Source organism: Martinezella tropici, from assembly GCF_008370325.1.
Classification (GTDB): Bacteria; Pseudomonadota; Alphaproteobacteria; order Rhizobiales; family Rhizobiaceae; genus Rhizobium; species Rhizobium tropici_B.
On sequence record NZ_VNIP01000011.1, the window covers coordinates 708,266 to 725,962 of the forward strand.

At 61.3% G+C, this 17,697-nt stretch carries 18 protein-coding genes; 6 read left to right on the forward strand and 12 right to left on the reverse strand.

Features of this window, described 5'->3' with window-relative positions; all coding sequences use genetic code 11:
• The first annotated feature begins 28 nt into the window (after nt 1-28).
• The gene (locus FP026_RS24355; protein ID WP_112344372.1) at nt 29-982 is read left to right on the forward strand and encodes a LysR substrate-binding domain-containing protein; all 954 of its coding nucleotides are present in this window, start codon (nt 29-31) and stop codon (nt 980-982) included.
• A 34-nt stretch (nt 983-1,016) separates the two neighbouring features.
• Here the strand turns inward: FP026_RS24355 and FP026_RS24360 are convergent, their stop codons facing one another.
• From FP026_RS24360 to guaB, 5 genes are all read right to left on the reverse strand, one after another.
• Nucleotides 1,017-1,649: a TetR/AcrR family transcriptional regulator gene (locus tag FP026_RS24360; protein WP_149637149.1), complete on the reverse strand. Its 633-nt coding sequence runs from the start codon at nt 1,647-1,649 to the stop codon at nt 1,017-1,019.
• Nucleotides 1,650-1,855: 206 nt separating this feature from the next.
• The gene (locus tag FP026_RS24365) at nt 1,856-2,737 is read right to left on the reverse strand and encodes a dienelactone hydrolase family protein (RefSeq protein ID WP_149637150.1); all 882 of its coding nucleotides are present in this window, start codon (nt 2,735-2,737) and stop codon (nt 1,856-1,858) included.
• Nucleotides 2,738-2,882: 145 nt separating this feature from the next.
• Entirely contained in the window at nt 2,883-3,305 is a 423-nt protein-coding gene (locus FP026_RS24370) for an MAPEG family protein (RefSeq protein ID WP_149637151.1), read from the reverse strand.
• A 43-nt stretch (nt 3,306-3,348) separates the two neighbouring features.
• On the reverse strand, nt 3,349-3,939 hold the full coding sequence (locus tag FP026_RS24375) for a hypothetical protein (RefSeq protein WP_149637152.1): 591 nt from the start codon (nt 3,937-3,939) through the stop codon (nt 3,349-3,351).
• A 3-nt stretch (nt 3,940-3,942) separates the two neighbouring features.
• Nucleotides 3,943-5,427, reverse strand: a complete 1,485-nt coding sequence (gene guaB / locus FP026_RS24380) for an IMP dehydrogenase (protein WP_149637153.1) — start codon at nt 5,425-5,427, stop codon at nt 3,943-3,945.
• 379 nt (nt 5,428-5,806) lie between these two features.
• Between guaB and plsY the strand changes: the two genes are divergently transcribed.
• Nucleotides 5,807-6,478, forward strand: coding sequence for a glycerol-3-phosphate 1-O-acyltransferase PlsY (gene plsY, locus FP026_RS24385; protein WP_149637154.1), 672 nt, complete (start codon nt 5,807-5,809; stop codon nt 6,476-6,478).
• A 53-nt stretch (nt 6,479-6,531) separates the two neighbouring features.
• Here plsY and FP026_RS24390 read toward each other — a convergent pair whose 3' ends face one another.
• The gene (locus FP026_RS24390) at nt 6,532-7,404 is read right to left on the reverse strand and encodes an MBL fold metallo-hydrolase (RefSeq protein ID WP_188112665.1); all 873 of its coding nucleotides are present in this window, start codon (nt 7,402-7,404) and stop codon (nt 6,532-6,534) included.
• Between the two features lie 346 nt (nt 7,405-7,750).
• On the opposite strand from FP026_RS24390, the gene FP026_RS24395 reads away from it, so the two are divergent.
• Nucleotides 7,751-9,181, forward strand: a complete 1,431-nt coding sequence (locus FP026_RS24395; protein WP_149637156.1) for an MFS transporter — start codon at nt 7,751-7,753, stop codon at nt 9,179-9,181.
• An 80-nt stretch (nt 9,182-9,261) separates the two neighbouring features.
• Here the strand turns inward: FP026_RS24395 and FP026_RS24400 are convergent, their stop codons facing one another.
• From FP026_RS24400 to FP026_RS24420, 5 genes are all read right to left on the reverse strand, one after another.
• A complete protein-coding gene (locus tag FP026_RS24400) occupies nt 9,262-9,999 on the reverse strand; it encodes an RlmE family RNA methyltransferase (RefSeq protein ID WP_149637157.1) in 738 nt (245 codons plus the stop codon).
• Nucleotides 9,996-11,576, reverse strand: coding sequence for a Ppx/GppA phosphatase family protein (locus FP026_RS24405; protein WP_149637158.1), 1,581 nt, complete (start codon nt 11,574-11,576; stop codon nt 9,996-9,998). The genes FP026_RS24400 and FP026_RS24405 overlap by 4 nt, the downstream gene beginning before the upstream one ends.
• Nucleotides 11,577-11,722: 146 nt before the next feature.
• Nucleotides 11,723-12,526 (reverse strand): anti-sigma factor family protein, encoded by an 804-nt coding sequence (locus FP026_RS24410; RefSeq protein ID WP_188112666.1) that lies wholly within the window; start codon nt 12,524-12,526, stop codon nt 11,723-11,725.
• Nucleotides 12,519-13,163 carry an RNA polymerase sigma factor gene (locus tag FP026_RS24415; protein WP_149637187.1) on the reverse strand — a complete coding sequence of 215 codons (645 nt, stop codon included), beginning with the start codon at nt 13,161-13,163 and terminating at the stop codon, nt 12,519-12,521. Before FP026_RS24415 ends, FP026_RS24410 begins: the two co-directional genes overlap by 8 nt.
• Nucleotides 13,164-13,224: 61 nt before the next feature.
• A complete protein-coding gene (locus FP026_RS24420) occupies nt 13,225-13,767 on the reverse strand; it encodes a tetratricopeptide repeat protein (RefSeq protein ID WP_149637159.1) in 543 nt (180 codons plus the stop codon).
• A 197-nt stretch (nt 13,768-13,964) separates the two neighbouring features.
• Between FP026_RS24420 and FP026_RS24425 the strand changes: the two genes are divergently transcribed.
• From FP026_RS24425 to FP026_RS24435, 3 genes are all read left to right on the forward strand, one after another.
• Nucleotides 13,965-15,017, forward strand: a complete 1,053-nt coding sequence (locus FP026_RS24425; protein ID WP_149637160.1) for a type III polyketide synthase — start codon at nt 13,965-13,967, stop codon at nt 15,015-15,017.
• Nucleotides 15,017-15,514, forward strand: coding sequence for an isoprenylcysteine carboxyl methyltransferase family protein (locus FP026_RS24430; protein ID WP_149637161.1), 498 nt, complete (start codon nt 15,017-15,019; stop codon nt 15,512-15,514). The genes FP026_RS24425 and FP026_RS24430 overlap by 1 nt, the downstream gene beginning before the upstream one ends.
• Nucleotides 15,515-15,643: 129 nt before the next feature.
• Nucleotides 15,644-16,891, forward strand: coding sequence for an NAD(P)/FAD-dependent oxidoreductase (locus FP026_RS24435; RefSeq protein WP_149637162.1), 1,248 nt, complete (start codon nt 15,644-15,646; stop codon nt 16,889-16,891).
• A 171-nt stretch (nt 16,892-17,062) separates the two neighbouring features.
• On the opposite strand, the gene FP026_RS24440 is transcribed toward FP026_RS24435, so the two are convergent.
• Entirely contained in the window at nt 17,063-17,590 is a 528-nt protein-coding gene (locus tag FP026_RS24440; protein ID WP_149637163.1) for a gluconokinase, read from the reverse strand.
• Between the last annotated feature and the right edge of the window lie 107 nt (nt 17,591-17,697).

The window sequence follows — 17,697 nt, forward strand, 5'->3', positions numbered from 1 at the left end:
ACTATCAAACTCTTTTATAGGTGAACCCATGTCCGCGCCGCTTGATATCGATCAGTTGCAGACCTTCATCGCAATCGTGGATTCCGGCAGCTTCACCAAGGCGGCCGACCGGGTATTCAAGACGCAATCGGCCGTTTCCATGCAGATGCGCCGGCTGGAAGAGCGCGTCGGCAAACAGCTCTTCATCAAGGACGGTCGCGGCAACCGTCTGACGGCCGAGGGCGAAAAGCTGCTGAACTATGCCCGCCGCATCATCCGCCTGAACAACGAGGCGATGGCAGCTTTCGACGACAATCGGCTTGAAGGCACGCTGCGTATCGGCACGCCGGACGATTACGCCGACCGCTATATGCCGGAGATCATCGGCCGCTTCGCCAAGACGCATCCGAATGTCGAGCTCTATATCGTCTGCGAGCCTTCGGTCGATCTGGCCGAGCGCATGCATCGTGGTGAACTCGATATAGCGCTGGTCACCCATAATCCGCGTGAGCGCATGTCGGATGTGGTGCGGACGGAGCCGCTCTGCTGGGTCGGCTCGGCCAATCATCCGCTGCGTGACGACGCGCCCATTCCGCTTGCCGTCGGGCGGCGCGACTGCCAGTGGCGCCAGCTTGCCTGTTCGGCTCTCGATGCCGGCGGCCGCGACTATCAGATCCTGTTCACCAGCTGGTCCTGTACCGTCGTAGCCGCCGCCGTGCTTGCCGGCATGGCGGTTTCGGTCATGCCGGAATCGGCGCTCAGGACCGGCATGAAGGTGCTGACCCAGGCTGACGGCTTCCCGCCGTTACCGCCAGTGCAGATCGGCATCATGAAACGGCCTGGACTTTCCGTTTCATTGATGAACGCGATTACCGCCCATATCTCGGCCTGCCTGGACAATATCACCCCGGCTGCGGTCGACGATGACCTCGATGGCGAGGTGAAGACCTATACGCGCTTCTATCCACGGCTGCGCGCCGGGCACATTCTGCCGGGCTGGTGACCTCGGGGGTCACCAGCCAATCACTTCGGTCGAATTAGTTTTCCGGCTCCGCCAGCAAGGTTGTGCGGATCACCTGTTTCCATTCGTGCAGCATGCGCAGGGCCATCTCATCGTCGCTCATGATGGCAAAGCGGACGGATGCGCCGATCAGATGGCTGAAGAGCTGGGTGCGCGCCGCCAGGTCGATGCGGCTTTCGGCCGGCAGGAAAGGCCGGATACTCCCCAGGAAAATTTCGGCGACGCGATTGCTGTGCGCGATGTTGAGCTTCAGGATATCCCTGTCGATATCCGTGCCGAGCCAGACGCCGAGATAGGCAGGATCGCTGCGGAACTCGTGGTAGTACCAATCGATCATGCCGCAGACCAAGTCGATGGCATGATCCAGCGATGTTACGGTCGCAAAAGCTTCCCCAACCTTCTGCTGGATGAGACGGGAGTGCCGGTCAAGCAGGGCTCCGACGATTGCGGCCTTGTCCGGAAAATATTGATAGACGGAGCCGATTGGAATCCCCGCGACCGCGGCGAGTTCCGTCATCTTCATCGCACTGACGCCCTTTTCGGCGATCAGCCTGGCTGCGACCGACAGAATGACGTCGACGCGTTGAATGCTTCGCTCCTGCTGCGGCCTTTTGCGGAACGTGACGCGGTCAGGCCTATCCGGATTCATTCTTTCCCCGTTTCATTTTCATACTGAACGACGCTGGACACAGAAGACGCTATGACACCAGACGCGTTCAATGCGCGTAAACGGGAAAAGTCCAATTTTAATCATCACTTAGGCGCCATTGCCATTATGAAAATCGACGCCGGAACATGGTTTCGACCTCGGTAATCAGCGGATGGCTGGCAAGCCGCAATTAACGACTTGCGTCGTTACGATACATATTTCTTTAGAAACTCGACCGTCCTGCCCCAGGCGAGATCGGCGGCCTTCTTGTCGTAACGGGCAGCGGAAGTGTCATTGTTGAAAGCATGGTTGACGCCGTCATAGACGAAGATCTCGAAGGTCTTGCCGCCCGCCTGCAGCTCCTTGCGATAGGCGTCGATGCCGGCATTGATGCGATCGTCGAGGCCGGCATAATGTAAGAGCAGAGCGGCCTTGATATTGGGCACATCGCTCGCCTGCGGCTGTGCGCCGTAATAGGCGACGCCTGCCTTCAGCTCCGGCGAGATCGTCGCGAAGCGATTGACGAGACCACCGCCCCAGCAGAAGCCGACCGCGCCGACCTTGCCATTGGCGCCATCGGCCTTGGCAAGATAGGCCAGACTCGCTTCGGCATTGGCGGCCGTCAGCGTTAGGTCGAGATTAGTGAACATGTCGCGCGCCTTGTCTTCATCCTCCGGCGTGCCGCCAAGCGGAGAGAGGAAATCCGGCGCCAGTACCACAAAACCTTCGAGCGCCATGCGGCGGGCTACATCGCGGATATGCGGATTGAGGCCGCGGTTCTCATGGATGACGATGACGCCACCGAGCTTGCCGGCCGCATCTTTCGGCCGGGCGAGATAACCCTTCATCTCACCCTTGCTGCCGGCAAAAGTCACATCCTTTGCCTCCAGCCTGCCGTCATTGGCGGCAATGACCTCGGCGCTCGCCTTGTTGGAGGCAAGCAGCGGCACAATCGCAGCGGCCGCCCCGGCAGAGCCTGCAAGCTTGGTCAGCTTTTCCATGAAACCCCGACGGTCGAGCGTCAGATGCGTATATTCGTCATAGGCATTGATCATCGCCTGCGTCACAACGGGCTTTTCCGCGCTCATGGTCCTGTTCTCCCATTTTTCCCCGGCAGCCGGCACAAAGCGGCCGTCACCCGTTGACAAGATAGGTCAGCGGGTGGAGGCACGACGGAAAAGGTAAAACACAAATGCGTTACCGCAAGTTGTTATCGCGATAACATGCGCGGCGTCAGGAGAGGGCAAGCCAGATGCCGAGCCACACCCACATGCCGGCAAGCGCCACAAAGCCGAGAGCAAAGAGCGGGCTGCGATAGCGCATGTCGTTGCTGGTCACATGCACGAAAGCGTGCGCGTAGCGCGTGACGATGAAGATCCAGGCGAGGATCACGGCCGGTAGATTATCGGCCTGAGTGGTGTAAAGCACGATGCAGCAGGCGTGGAAGAGCAAGGGAAGCTCGAACTGATTGGCGAGGCTGTTTCGCACGACCAGGCTTTCGGCCGGCTCGTCGGTGGCGTGGTTCTCGCGAAATTGCGAAGACTGGATGCGGCCGGCCTTCACGAGTACGCGGCGGCGCCATCCCAGGAGCGCATAGAGAATGAAGACAAGCACCGCATGCGCCACCATGGGCCAAAACATTTCATAGCCGGTCACGCCGCCAACTCCTTTGGAATTTCCGAAAGCCGATAGGGGTCAATCAGGACGGCCGCGCGCCGTCGCGCGACAGGTAGCGAAAAATCGCGAAACGGGCCAGTAGAATAACCGTCACCACCAGCGTCAGGAATTTCAGCCTGACGATAACAGGCAGTACGCTTGCAAGAAGCGTCACGGTCGCATCCGATGGCATTGCCGGGGGATAAAGTAGGAGGCCGGCGATATTCTCGGCATAATCGACAACAGTATAAAAGACCGGCAGACAGAAAATGACAGTGGTCCCGCCTGGCGGGACCGGCCGGCCGAAGAAGAAACCGCCGGGGCCGATCAGCCGCAGCAGGCAGAACAAGAGGCCGCCCAGCACCAGTGGAAAGATAAGCTCCGGCCCGAGATACATGGAATGCAGGATGGCAGCCGGATCGGGATGATCCTTGAGGTAGCCCAGCATGGCGATGACGTCGTCGCGCTCATAGCCGCCGATGCGTGCATCGAGCATCTGCTGGCCGGCTGCGGCATCGCTGAATGCTCTGACGAAGCCGGCATAAATCCAGGCGAAGAGTGCCAGCGAAAGAGCCGCGAGGATCGCCGCCAGGCCCTGTAAGGACCTAGCGTTATCCTGAGCGTGATCCGCCATCAATCAGCCGCCTGCGCCTGGATAGTTCGGGCTTTCGCGGGTGATCGTGACGTCATGGGCATGGCTTTCGCGCAGGCCCGCGCCGGAGATGCGCACGAAGGTGGCGCGCTCCTGAAAATCCTTGAGATCGGCACCGCCGACATAACCCATGGCAGCCTTGAGGCCGCCCGCGAGTTGATGCAGAACGCCCGCTACAGGGCCCTTATAGGGAACCTGGCCTTCGATGCCTTCCGGAACGAGCTTCAGCGTGTCGCGAACCTCGGCCTGGAAGTAGCGGTCGGCGGAGCCGCGCGCCATTGCGCCGACGGAGCCCATGCCGCGATAGGCCTTGAAGGAGCGGCCCTGATACAGATAGACCTCACCCGGGCTTTCATCCGTGCCGGCAAGCAGCGAGCCGATCATGGCGGCGGAGGCGCCGGCGGCGATCGCCTTTGCCAGGTCGCCGGAGAACTTGATGCCGCCATCGGCGATCACAGGGATGTTCTGGTCCTGCGCCGCCTGCACCGCCGACATGATGGCGGCAAGCTGCGGTACGCCGACGCCGGCGACGATACGGGTCGTGCAGATGGAACCGGGACCGATACCAACCTTGACGGCGTCAGCGCCGGCATCGATCAGCGCCCGCGTACCGTCATAGGTGGCGACGTTGCCGGCCATGATGCGGACGGAGTTGGACAGCTTCTTGACGCGGGTAACGGCATCGAGAACGCGCTGCGAGTGACCATGGGCGGTGTCGACGACCAGGAGGTCGACGCCGGCCTCGATCAGGCGCTCGGCGCGCTCGAAACCGTCATCGCCGACGCTGATGGCCGCAGCGGCGCGCAGGCGGCCCTGCGCATCCTTCGAAGCGTTCGGGTTGAGCTGCGACTTTTCGATGTCCTTGACGGTGATCAAACCGACCAGACGGCTATCGCCGTCGACGACGAGCAGCTTTTCGATGCGATGCGTGTGCAGCAGGCGCTTGGCTTCCTGCTGCTGCACGCTGTCCGTGACCGTGACGAGATTTTCGCGGGTCATCAGCTCATAGATCTTCTGCTCGGGATCGGAGGCGAAGCGGACGTCGCGGTTGGTGAGGATGCCGACGAGGCGATGCGACTTTTCGACGACCGGGATGCCGGAAATGCCGTGCGCCTTCATCAGGCTGAGCGCTTCGGCAAGCGTAGCGTCCGGGCCGATGGTGACCGGATTGACGACCATGCCGCTTTCGAACTTCTTGACCTGGCGGACCTCTTCGGCCTGCTGCACAGGGGTCAGATTGCGGTGGATAACGCCCATGCCGCCCGCCTGAGCCATGGCGATCGCAAGGCGGCTTTCCGTCACCGTGTCCATGGCGGCGGAGAGGATCGGCAGGTTGAGCTCGATATCCTGGGCGATGCGGGTGGCGATATTCGTCTGGCCGGGCATGACCTCGGAGTGTCCCGGCTGCAGGAGCACGTCGTCGAATGTCAGAGCATCCAACCCGGTTGACGTTTCAATAATGCGTGCCATGGCCAATTCCTTCGTCTGTGAAAAACAGGAAAGCCCGGAACGAATCGTCTACCGGGCGATCTTGCAAGTGTTGCTTGGAAGTTGGCGAGGGCTGGTAACACGTCTATGACAGGAAGGGAATAGCAAAAAGCGCGGGGCAGATATGCTAAGCCTTGGCTTCAAAGCGGGATTCGGCTGCGGCGCTGAGAGATTTTCATGCAAGGCGCCGTCAAACGCGATTGCCCGGAAAGCCCAATTTCGCGATGGTGCGGAAATCGGAACAAGACCGTCGTTTTGGTTAAGCAGAGCGTCCGAGAACTCTTCTGGCGGCAGCCGGCAGAGAATTTTCGACGGAGAGAGCCCGCAATCCGTGGCGGCAAGGCGTAGACGAGGTGCATTTGTGACTTTCTGGATAGCGAGCATAATTGGATTGGCGATCGCTTATCTCTTCGGCTCCCTGCCCACAGGCTATCTGGCCGGGAAACTGCTCAAGGGCATCGATCTGAGAGAACACGGTTCCAAGTCCACGGGTGCAACAAATGTTTTGCGAACTCTTGGGAAATGGCCCGCCTTGGCGGTGCTCGTGATCGATATATTGAAAGGTACTGCGGCAATCGTCTTTGCCCTTTGGTTCTATCCCCAACTCGGCACGCTTTCTCCTGTCTGGCTACAGACGGAGTTCGATCGGCAAGCCTGGGTGTCTTGGCCAGTTTGCTTAGCGGGACTCGCCGTATTGCTGGGGCATAGCCGTCCGGTTTGGTTGAATTTTAAGGGCGGCAAGTCCGTCGCGACCGGACTTGGCCTGCTGCTGGCGATATCTTGGCCAACGGGTCTAGGTGCTCTGGCAGTTTTTGGCCTCGTGCTGGCTGCTTTTCGGATTGTCTCCCTTGGTTCGATCCTAGCGGCCTTGACTGCGATTGCGCTCATCTGCAGCTTAGAACAACCACTGCCCTATCGACTGCTAGTGATTGCAGGCGGCCTTTACGTGATCATTCGCCATCGGGCCAACATACGGCGGCTGCTGGCAGGAACGGAGCCTCGCCTCGGGCGAAGTGCTATTGCCCAGAACTGAAACGGGATCACACCTCTAGCACGTGCGATCCCATTCGCCTTGGCTAGTTTATCTCAAACATCGAGCTGATAAGTTTTCGGAATATAGCGGAAGCCTTCGGGCTGCTTCTCGACGAAGCCGACGGCGGGGAAAGGCATGTGGAAGCCGAGGAAGGGTATGCGGTCGGCGGCGATCATGTCGAAGATGCGACGGCGGGTCTTGGCGGCCTGCGCCTTATCCGCGTCGAAGCGGACTTCCCAATCGGGACGACCGAGCGAAAGGACATAATGGTTGGCGGTGTCGCCGGTCATGACAAGCTGCCTGCCGTCGGATTCCAGATGAAAGACGAGATGGCCGGGCGTATGGCCCGGCGCCAGCATGGCGGTCATGCCGCTGATAATCTGGTCGCCATCCCTAAGGAAGGTCATCTTTTCGGCGAAGGGCACGACGTTTGCCAGCACTGCCTTGTGGCCGCTTTCCGCCGGCGTTCCCTCGCGCGCCTTGTCGGTCCAGAACCCGTATTCGATCTCCCCGCTGACGTAGCGGGCATTCGGAAAGGCCGGGCCGCCCTCCTCCATCAGTCCGTTGATGTGATCGCCATGCAGATGCGTCAGGGCGACGACGGTGACCTGCTCCGGCGTGTAGCCGACGGCCTTCAGCCCCTCGCGAAAGCGGCCGAGGCCACGGGCGCGACCGGCCGCGCCAAAACCCGTATCGACGACGATGACGTCGGAACCGGTGTCGATGATGGCGGGTGCATAGCTGTTGACGAGCTTTTCAGTCGGCAGGAAATTCTGCTCCAGCAATTTGCGAACGGTGTCGGGCGCCTGGTTCGAGCCGAAGGTTTCCCAGGGATTGTCCAAGATGGTGGCGCCGTCCTTGACGACGGTGATGATGCAGGATCCCAATTTGAACTGATGCGTATCCGGGGGCAGGACGGCAGTCATGAACTCACTCCTTTGTTGATGCACAGCGTAAGCTGCGCCTATCGTCGTCGCCGGCGACAACGGCCCGGAAGGTCCTCGTCTCAACCGAAAATTTGGTCATGACAAGACAATCCGAATCCGCTAATAGACCGGACGACGTTTTATGCGTTTAGCATTTCCATGCCCTTAGCATATGTCAAATCCTGCGTTCCGCGCCATGGGACGGTGGCTATCACCAAGACGTGATCCCCAACCGTTGACGGAGCAAGATCCGGGATTGGCAGCTGCCTCGCATAGGACTACAGAGCGGCTGATCGCGCCCTAAGCGGCGGCCTTACCGAAGACAGACCTATCAAGGCAGATGCCTATGAATCGCATCGTTCCATTGATCCTCGCCGTAGCCCTCTTCATGGAACAGATGGATTCCACCGTCATCGCGACAGCGCTGCCGGCCATCGCCAACGATCTGCATGTCGGCCCGATCACACTCAAGCTAGCGCTGACCTCCTACATGGTGTCGCTCGCCGTATTCATCCCGATCAGTGGCTGGATGGCGGACCGCTTCGGCGCGAAGAACATCTTCCGCATCGCGATTTGCGTCTTCGTCATCGGCTCCATCATGTGCGCCTTTTCCGGTGGCCTGCTCGAATTCGTCTTCGCCCGCTTCCTGCAGGGCATCGGCGGGTCGATGATGACGCCGGTCGGGCGGCTCGTGCTGGTGCGCACCACGCAGAAGAGCGATCTGGTTTCCGCCATGGCGCTGCTGTCCATTCCCGCGCTCGTCGGCCCGCTTGCCGGCCCGCCGCTCGGCGGCTTCATCACCACCTACGCCTCCTGGCACTGGATCTTCCTGATCAACGTGCCCGTCGGCATCCTCGGCGTCATCCTGTCATCGATCTTCCTGCCCGATGTCGAGGCGACCATGCCGCCGAAGCTCGATTTCATCGGCTTCCTTTTGACGTCCTTCGCCGCATCCGGCGTCGTCTTCGGCATGTCCGTCATCAGCCTGCCGGCGCTGCCGCCCTATATCGGCATCTCCGCCATTGTCATCGGCTTTGTCTGCGGCGTTCTTTATGTCGGCCATGTGCGCCGTCACCCGGCCCCGATCCTCGACCTGTCGCTGCTGAAGAATGCCACCTTCCGCGCGTCCGTCACCGGCGGCACGCTGTTTCGCATCTGCATCGGCGCCATGCCCTTCCTGACGCCCTTGATGCTGCAGCTCGGCTTCGGCCTCAATCCATTCCAGTCAGGCCTCATCACCTTCGCCGGCGCGATCGGCGCGATTTCGACGAAATTCATCGCCCGCCGGGTCTTTACCGCCGTCGGCTTCAAGACCGCGCTGCTTTCGGCAGCGGCGATCACCACCATCACCACGATCTGCACCGGCTTTTTCCAGCCCTGGACGTCGCATCTCATCATCGTCGGCATCTTGCTGATCGGCGGCTTCTCGCGCTCCTTCTTCTTCACCGGCATCAATGCGCTTGCCTTTGCCGATATCAACGACAAGCAGGCGAGCCAGGCGACATCGATGAGCTCGGTCATGCAGCAGATCAGCCTGGCGCTCGGCGTCGCCGTCGCCGCCATGATCCTGGAAACCTCCACCTTCTTCAGCGGCACGGAGCTGCAGGTGCGCGATTTCCACATCGCCTTCTTCTGCATCTCGGTGCTGACCGTGCTTGCGACCATCCCCTTCATCCGGATGGATCGCAGTGCCGGCGCCATGGTTTCCGGCCACAAGGCCGGTCTCAAGCGCGTCGATACCCTGCAGCCGCAGGTGCAGCAGCCGGCCGCAAAGTGATGATCCAACCCTCGTTGCGCTTCAGCCAAGCCGCAGCGCAACGAGGGTTTCGTCAGTTTATCGATTGAGGATGGTCGGGTTTAGTGATCGGCGACGGATTGTTGTTCTTCCGTCTCGCCTTCCGGCTTCCGGCCCTTGAAGCCTTTCGCCAGCAGGAACATTTCCACCGACTCGGCTCTGGATGCGCCGGGCTTCACATGGACGACCTGACGGAAATTCTGCTTCAGGAAGGTCAGCAGATCGCGCTCCGTTCCACCCTGGAAGGTTTTGGCAAGGAAATGCCCACCTTCGGCCAGCACCTCGACGGCGAAATGCGCAGCCACTTCGCAGAGATGCATGGTCCGCAGGTGGTCGGTGCGGTGATGGCCCGTCGTCGGCGCCGCCATATCCGAAAGCACGAGATCCGGCGTGCCGCCGACGGCATCGATCAGCCGCTGCGGCGCATCCGGCTCCAGAAAGTCGAGCTGCAGGATACTGACGCCGGGAATCGGCGCCATTTCGAGGAAGTCGATCGCCGCGACGCGGATATCCTCTTCAGTCGAGTCGGTCACCTTGGCGGCGATTTGCGACCAGCTGCCCGGTGCCGCACCCAGATCGATGATGCGGCGCGCACCCTTCAGAATCTGATGTTTCTCGTCGATCTCCAGCAGCTTGAAAGCGGCGCGGGCCCGATAGCCTTCGAGCTGGGCGCGCTGCACATAGGGATCGTTGATATGACGCTGTAGCCACTGGCGCGACGAGGCCTTCAGCTTCTTTTTCTTGACGCGCTGGCCGAGCTTGCGGCCCGTGCGGTTGCCGGCGATGGTTGGCTTGGTCACGTCTGCGGCCCCTTCATATCCCTCGGTCGATGACCTCGGCGCGAGCGGCCCCGCCGCCAAACGCCATCGTCTGCCATCATGTCGGTCAGCAGTCCCTCGCGCAGGCCGCGGTCGGCAACGCGCATGCGCGGGCTTGGCCAGCGGCGGCGGATCGCCTCCAGAATGGCGCATCCCGCCAGCACCAGATCGGCACGATCCGGCCCGATGCAGGGATTGGCGGCGCGGCCGGCAAAATCCCAGGACAAGAGCTTGGCCTGCATCGCGCTCACTTCATCATCCGACAGCCAGACACCATCGACCCTGCGCCGGTCGTAGCGCGGAAGATCGAGGTGAACGCCGGCAAGCGTCGTCACCGTGCCCGAAGTCCCGATCAGGTGGAAGTCGCCGCTGTCGCGTGCTGCGCCATGGACCGGGGGGCAATCGAAACGCTCGAGCATGCGCTGGACTTCGGAGACCATCGTCTCGAACAGCTCCGGCGTCACGTCGCGACCGCCATGTCGCTCGGAGAGCGTGACGACACCGACGGGCAGCGAGGTCCAATGGGTGATGTGATTGGCCAGCCGGCTGGAGCGATTCTCGCCGATGCGGATGACGGCAATCTCGGAAGAGCCGCCGCCGATATCGAACAGAACGACAGAGCGCGCCTCCGGTCCCACCAACGACGAGCAGCCGGAAACGGCAAGCCGCGCCTCCGTCTCGCGATCAATGATTTCGAGCTGCAGTCCTGTTTCTTCGGTGACCCGTGAAAGGAAAGCTTCGCCGTTGTCCGCCGCGCGGCAGGCCTCGGTCGCGATCAGCCGCATGCGGCGGATTTCGCGCGTTTTCAGCTTGGCGGCGCAGATGCGCAATGCCTCCACGGCCCGATCCATGGCATCGCTCGACAGACGTCCGCTGGCTCCAAGTCCTTCGCCGAGGCGCACGATGCGCGAAAAGGCATCGACCACCCGGAACTGGCCGGGGCGGGTCGGCTGCGCGATCAGCAGGCGGCAATTGTTGGTGCCGAGGTCGAGGGCCGCATAGAGGTCGAGTGGCCGGGAATCGGCGTCGGCATAGGGGTGATGTTGGCCCTGCCCTTCGCGGCGCGGCGGCGACTGCCTGATCTGGCGATGATCGTCATGGGCCACTGGCGCATGCGCGTTCGAAGCAGCATTGGCAGGAGCGACGATCTGCGCCACTTTCTCATGCACCAGAGGCCGGCCCTGCAGGCCACGCTTGCTGCGATGCTTGCGCCGGTTCTTACCGCTTTTATGCGAAGACGGATGGCCATGATCCGGCGAGGCACGATGCTCCGCCGGAGCCGAAAGCTGCTGTGTCTGGGAAGCAGGCTGCGCACCACCTTGGGCTGCGCGTGCACGGCGCCGGCGCTTGCGCTTTTTGGCCGGTAAGCCGGCCTCATCCTCTGCTGGGCGTTGCGCCACCTGGCTGGACTTGCCTGCCTGGGTGGCCTCCGCAGAATGAGCGTTTGGACGGCCATGACCGCGCTTACGCTTCGCGCGCCGGGAGGATTTACCCTTCCTGCGCTCTGCTGCCGACGCCCCGTCTGCCTGCGGCGCTAGGCCGCTGTCGGGGTCACTCACGTATCTTTTCCACCGCGCCGCGCAAGGCCCCTGAGGGTATGCTGCTGGCGCTCGTTCGATTTTCGTTGGGCAAAGAATACCAGCAGGATGGGTTTTCGCCAAATTCTTTTTGAATCACGCCATTTTAGTCGCGCGCCAAACAGCCCTCAGGCGACCAGGTGCGCCCTGACATCAGCCGCAAGTTGCTCCATCCGGTCGATCGGCGCATGCCCGATCAGCATGAAGGCGTGGGTGGCGCTCGACCAATAGACGACATTCATGCCCTTGCGATTTTCCATGTCCGGCGCCGCCGCACCCTTGGCGGATCGGACGATGCAGAGCGCCATGGGACCGCTTTCCGGATCGAGATAGGCGATCTGAGCCAGCGGCTTGCTGTCGTAATTCAGGATCTGAGCACGCTTGAACTCGATGCCCAGCATGGCGACGGCTTCGGGCGCCAGCGACAGATTCAATTTGGCGCCGACTTCATTCAATTGCGCAACCTGTTGCGCATGATCACCGGCTGGAGCGCTCAGCGTATCCGCCGTATAGAGCGAGAGATATTCCGCCACTACGGCACGCCATTCCGTATCTTCATCCGGTTTCGAAAGCCGGTGGCCGATGCCGATCACGGTACGGTCGACGGCAATGGCAGCGACGAAACTTGCGGCGACGGCCGCAAGGAAACCGCGGCGGCCGATGCCGGCAGTGCGGACTTTGCTCTCCTCTCTCGAGGGAATGGCGGCAAGCATGGCATCCAGCTTCGCAGCCGGAGCCTCGGCAAGCATCGGCTGGAATGCCTCTGCGAAGGGCAAGGTGCTGCGCGACAGAAAATCGAATCGTTCCGCCACGCGCTCGTCGTCGGCGATCAATCGTTCGATCCGCTCGCGCTCGGCAGCATCCAACTCACCATCGATGAAGGCGGTGAGCTGCTCGTCCGAGGGCATCTGTCCTTTATGCAATTCACTCATTTCCATTCCCCAGTCGCTCACCTCCGGATGTTTTTCCGTCAGCCGCCATTCCCATGCCCTCGGCGAGCTTCGCCCGCGCCGCCGCCAGCCGGCTCATGACCGTCCCGATCGGCACATCAAGAACGTCGGCCACCTCGCGATAGGAAAGCCCTTCGACATAGGCCAGGAACACCGCGGTGCGCTGCGCCTCCGGCAGGGCCTGAACGCGCTGCAATACCTGCCCGGCCAAAATATGCGTTTCGGTTTCCCGTGCACCGTCGAAAACCAGCGTCTCGTCGGCATCGACGAAGCCCTGCCCCATGCGCACGCGGCGCGAGCGGACCTCGTTCAGCCAGATCGAATGCAGGATGGCAAAGAGCCAGCGATCGAGCCGTGTGCCCGATGTGAACTGGGCCGCTCGCTCCAGAGCCCTGACGCAGGTCGCCTGCACGAGATCGTCAGCCACGTCCCGCTGGTGCGACAGCACCACGCCATAGCGCCATAGCCGCGTCAGATGTTGGGACAGCCCCGTCCTGATATCCTCTTCGCTCGCTATGACATCCTCCGCCGCATTCGCATGTCCGGAAGCCGCCGACCTTTTCGGCGGCTTCGTTGCTGTCGGACTATAAGCAGAAATTGCGCTACGAGCGACCGGCATCACTCCCATATTTCTCGCAAAGCTCCCTGCTTACAGTCTTCATCGTTGACCCGGGCGGCCGTTACAGGCTGGACGGGTTCAGGATCGCGGCGTGAAGATCGCGATATTCCTCGCAGCTCGTATTGCCGCAGAGCGTCTTGATCGTGCCCAGCTGGTCCTTGGCGAGATCCATCTGGCCCTTGATGACGTAGGCTTCGCCGAGATACTCGCGGACCAGCGTGTATTTCGGGTCCATGGCGACGGATTTCTGGTAGTAGGAAATGCCTTCGTCCGTACGGCCGAGCTTGCGGGTGGCATAGCCGCGATAGTTCAGCGCCTCGGCAGTATTCGGGTTCTTCATCGTGTCCAGAACCGCGAGCGCTTCTTCGTAGCGATGATCCTTCTTGGCCAGCGAATAGGCGTAGTCGGCGCGGTTTTCATCGGTGACGTTGGCGCTTTGCTGCTTGACGCATTTCTTCGCCTTCTGATCGTAGATCTCGCCCTTCTTGCAGGTCGGCGTCGTGCTCGAATCGTCGCCGGCGGCAAAGACGGGAACGGCGAAAGCGCCGAGGGTCAGGCTGGCACCGAGAGCGATGGAAGCCAGGCGAAATGCTTTGGTCGTCATGAACTGTCTCCTTGGCAAAATGAACGTTGCGAGGAGAGAACACACCGTCCGGACATTTTATTCGGAGGGTCCAAGAATTTTTTTCTGAAGATCCCAGGCCCGGACGCCGTCACCCTTTCGTGACTGCTCCGACATCGAATAGACCGTCGCCATTGCGTGTTTCCACCATATGCCCCTCAAGGGCACAGGAGAAACCCGTGACCGATAGCATCAAACTTCTAAGCCTCGCCGTAGCAACGCCCGACAACATCATCCTCCAGACGGACGCCGCCGAGACGGCAAGCCGCCTGTTCTCGCACCGTTTTCAGGATTTCAAATATCTCGCCCGCGTGTTCGAGAGCACCGGCATTCGCAAGCGCCATTTGGCGCGGCCGCTTTCCTGGTTCGAACAGCCGCATGGCTGGCAGGACCGCATGGCCGCCTATGCGGAAGTGGCGTCCGAACTTTTCCGCCGGACGGCGACTGCGGCGCTGCAACGCGCCGGCCTCGAAGCCAGCCAGGTGGACTGCGTCGTCACGGCCTCATCCACTGGGCTCGCGACACCGAGCCTCGAGGCGCGGCTCGCCGGCGAGATGGGCTTCCGCGGCGATATCGAACGCGTGCCGACCTTCGGGCTCGGCTGCGCAGCCGGCGTATCCGGCCTTGCCGTCGCGACAAAGATGGCAAGAAGCCGGCCGGGCGCCGTTATCCTCTTCGTTGCGATCGAACTCTGTTCACTCGCCTTCCGTCTGGACGAACTGACACGGCCCAACATCATTGCCACGGCGCTGTTCGGCGATGGAGCGGCAGCTTGCGTGCTGCGGGCAGGCGAGAGTGGTATCGCGGAGATCGAATCGACAGGCGAGCACCTTTTTCCCGACAGCCTCGGCATCATGGGCTGGAGGATCGACGATACCGGCTTCGGCATCGTCCTCGATCAATCGCTGCCCGCCTTTGCCGAGACGCATTTGAGGGGCGCCGTTGCCGGCATTCTGGAGCGATCCGGGCTTTTGATCTCGGATGTCGACCGCTTCATCTGCCATCCCGGCGGCGCCAAGGTTCTGACAGCACTCGAGAGCGTACTTGGCCTTAAAGACGGCGCGCTCGACATCGAGCGCGAGGTGATCGGCGACTATGGCAATATGTCCTCTCCCACCGTGCTCTTCGTGCTGGAGCGCATGATTGCGGCCGGACTTCCCTCTCGCTCGGCATTGCTCGCCATGGGTCCGGGCTTCTCGGCAAGCTGCATCACCTTGAGGAGGGTCGTCTGATGCTATGGCCGTCGATCGCGCTTCTGACCTTCGTGACGCTGCAGCGGCTGGCTGAGCTCATCTATTCCAGGCACAACACCGCCGCCCTCCTTGCCCGCGGCGCCCGTGAATATGCCCCGGAGCACTATCCCTTCATGGTGGCGCTGCATGCGGCCTGGCTGATCGGGCTATGGCTGTTCGCCACGGGCCGGCCAATCGATCCCGGCTGGTTCCTGCTCTTCATGCTTTTGCAGGGACTGCGTCTCTGGGTACTGGCGACGCTGAAGGGGCGATGGACGACGCGCATCATCATATTGCCGGGCGCCGCTCTCGTGACCAGGGGACCCTATCGCTTCCTCAGCCATCCGAACTATGCGATCGTCATCGGCGAGATCGCCGTGTTGCCGCTCGCCTTCGGCTTGCCGCTCTATGCCGCGATCTTTTCGCTGCTGAACGGCATCATTCTCGCAATCCGCATCCGCGCCGAAAATGCCTGTTTGAAACAGAGTGCGGCCTAACCGCATTTTTCAATTGCGCCACTGAAATTTGGCAGGCATTTTCGATGCTTAGATCGCGCTCCAGGCACTGGCATTCACTGCCTTGAAGGTCGCGCGACAATGCAATGAGCATGCGGATAGCAGGATAAGATGACAAAGGACGCAATCGTTCTCGGTGCGGGCATCGTCGGTGTTTCGACGGCAATCCATCTGCAGCGGCGGGGACGACAAGTCGTCCTCGTCGATCGCCAGCCGCCGGGCAAGGGAACATCCTTCGGCAATGCAGGCCTCATCCAGCGCGAGGGCGTCGTGCCCTACGGTTTTCCGCAGCAATTCGGCCTGCTGCTGCGCTATGCCTTCAACAATCGCATCGACGCGCATTATCATCTGCGCGCCCTGCCCGCGCAGATCGCCTTCCTCGCCCGCTATTGGTGGAATTCCAATACGAAGCGCCACGAGATGATTTCGCGCGCCTACGCGCCGCTGATCGAACATTCGGTCAGCGAGCACAACGATCTCATCGAAGCCTCGCATGCCGAGGAACTCATTCGCAAGAACGGCTGGGTGGAGCTGTTCCGTTCGAACGAGAAGCGCGACGCAGAATATGCCGAGGCAGAACGTCTCAACCGCGAATTCGGGATCGGCTACGATGCTTTGAGCAGTGAGGAGATCGCCGCCATGGAGCCGCATCTCAGAGGCAATTTTTCCGGTGCCCTGCGCTGGCGCGATCCCTGGTCGGTGCTCGACCCGCACGGGCTGACAGCAGCCTATCGCCGCTATTTCGAAAGCATCGGCGGCCGCGTGACGACGGGGGATGCCGTCTCGCTCGGCATGGCGGGCTCAGCCTGGAGAATGGTGACGGCGGAAGGGTCGATAGAGGCGGAGGATGTCGTCGTCGCTCTCGGCCCCTGGGCCGATATCGTGACGAAACGCTTCGGCTATGCCTTCCCGCTCGGCGTCAAGCGCGGCTACCACATGCATTACGCTACCGAGGGCAACGCCATCCTCAACAACTGGACGCTCGATGCAGAGCGCGGCTATCTGCTGGCGCCGATGAGCCGCGGTATCAGGCTCACAACCGGCGCCGAATTCGCCCTGCGCGACGCACCGAAGACGCCGGTGCAGCTCGATCGCGCCGAGGCCGTCGCCCGCGCCACCTTCCCGCTCGGCGAACGGCTCGACCCGGAACCCTGGATGGGCGCTCGCCCCTGTACGCCCGACATGATGCCGATCATCGGCAAGGCCCCACGCCACAATGGTCTATGGTTCGCCTTCGGCCACGCCCATCACGGCCTGACGCTCGGTCCGGTGACGGGGCGCGTGCTCGCCGAGCTCATCACCGGCGAGAAGCCCTTCATCGATATTTCCGCTTATGCACCGGACCGATTTGCGCCCTGAGCTGCTTTATCTCATTGTTTTTACGCAATTCCGGACGGAAAACCGCTTCGCACTTTTCCTGGAATTGCGTTAGAGTCTTTCCGCTTTTCTCCGAATCGCGAAAGCGCTCTATCCTCTTGTTTTTACGCAATTCCGGACGGAAAACCGCTACGCACTTTTCCTGGAATTGCTCTAGAGAATTGCCTTGAGGCTTTTGACGGAGGCTTCGACAATGCCTTCGATCGTATCATCGATATCGACGGTCACGACGCCGGGCTCGCCGGTCGGCACTTCCAGCGTCTGCAGCTGGCTTTCGAGCAATGAGGCCGGCATGAAATGCCCCTTGCGCTCACCCATGCGCTTCGTCAGCAGCTCCTTCGAGCCTTCGAGATAGATGAAACAGAGATGGCCGCCGGCAGCGGCTCGCAGACGCTCGCGATAGACGCGCTTCAGCGCCGAGCAAGTGACGGCGACCCCTTCGCCTTTCGCAAGACTTGCCGCAATTTCCTGACCGATCTTTTCGAGCCAGGGCCAGCGATCCTCGTCCGTCAGCGGAATGCCCTTGCTCATCTTCTCGACATTGGCGGCCGGATGCAGCGCATCGCCTTCGATGAAATGGATGCCGAGCTTAGCCGCCACACCCTCGCCGATCGAGGATTTGCCGCTGCCGCTCACGCCCATGACGATGATGGCAAGGGGCGTTTCGGATTGTTCGTTCATGTTGTTTTCTGCCTTGGATCATGGCCGATAATGACTGTCGGGCAGGATCTGCTACTGACACATCTCAGTGCCTGGCCCCTCACCCTAACCCTCTCCCCGTAAACGGG

What these genes read in the sequence shown, in the direction of transcription:
- FP026_RS24430 (WP_149637161.1), top strand. Translation starts at nt 15,017, where the DNA reads ATGCTATGGCCGTCGATCGCGCTTCTGACCTTCGTGACGCTGCAGCGG.
- FP026_RS24390 (WP_188112665.1), bottom strand. Translation starts at nt 7,404, where the DNA reads ATGACTGCCGTCCTGCCCCCGGATACGCATCAGTTCAAATTGGGATCC.
- FP026_RS24420 (WP_149637159.1), bottom strand. Translation starts at nt 13,767, where the DNA reads ATGACGACCAAAGCATTTCGCCTGGCTTCCATCGCTCTCGGTGCCAGC.
- FP026_RS24365 (WP_149637150.1), bottom strand. Translation starts at nt 2,737, where the DNA reads ATGAGCGCGGAAAAGCCCGTTGTGACGCAGGCGATGATCAATGCCTAT.
- FP026_RS24415 (WP_149637187.1), bottom strand. Translation starts at nt 13,163, where the DNA reads ATGCCGGTCGCTCGTAGCGCAATTTCTGCTTATAGTCCGACAGCAACG.
- FP026_RS24395 (WP_149637156.1), top strand. Translation starts at nt 7,751, where the DNA reads ATGAATCGCATCGTTCCATTGATCCTCGCCGTAGCCCTCTTCATGGAA.
- FP026_RS24360 (WP_149637149.1), bottom strand. Translation starts at nt 1,649, where the DNA reads ATGAATCCGGATAGGCCTGACCGCGTCACGTTCCGCAAAAGGCCGCAG.
- FP026_RS24410 (WP_188112666.1), bottom strand. Translation starts at nt 12,526, where the DNA reads ATGAGTGAATTGCATAAAGGACAGATGCCCTCGGACGAGCAGCTCACC.
- FP026_RS24355 (WP_112344372.1), top strand. Translation starts at nt 29, where the DNA reads ATGTCCGCGCCGCTTGATATCGATCAGTTGCAGACCTTCATCGCAATC.
- FP026_RS24375 (WP_149637152.1), bottom strand. Translation starts at nt 3,939, where the DNA reads ATGGCGGATCACGCTCAGGATAACGCTAGGTCCTTACAGGGCCTGGCG.
- FP026_RS24440 (WP_149637163.1), bottom strand. Translation starts at nt 17,590, where the DNA reads ATGAACGAACAATCCGAAACGCCCCTTGCCATCATCGTCATGGGCGTG.
- guaB (WP_149637153.1), bottom strand. Translation starts at nt 5,427, where the DNA reads ATGGCACGCATTATTGAAACGTCAACCGGGTTGGATGCTCTGACATTC.
- FP026_RS24435 (WP_149637162.1), top strand. Translation starts at nt 15,644, where the DNA reads ATGACAAAGGACGCAATCGTTCTCGGTGCGGGCATCGTCGGTGTTTCG.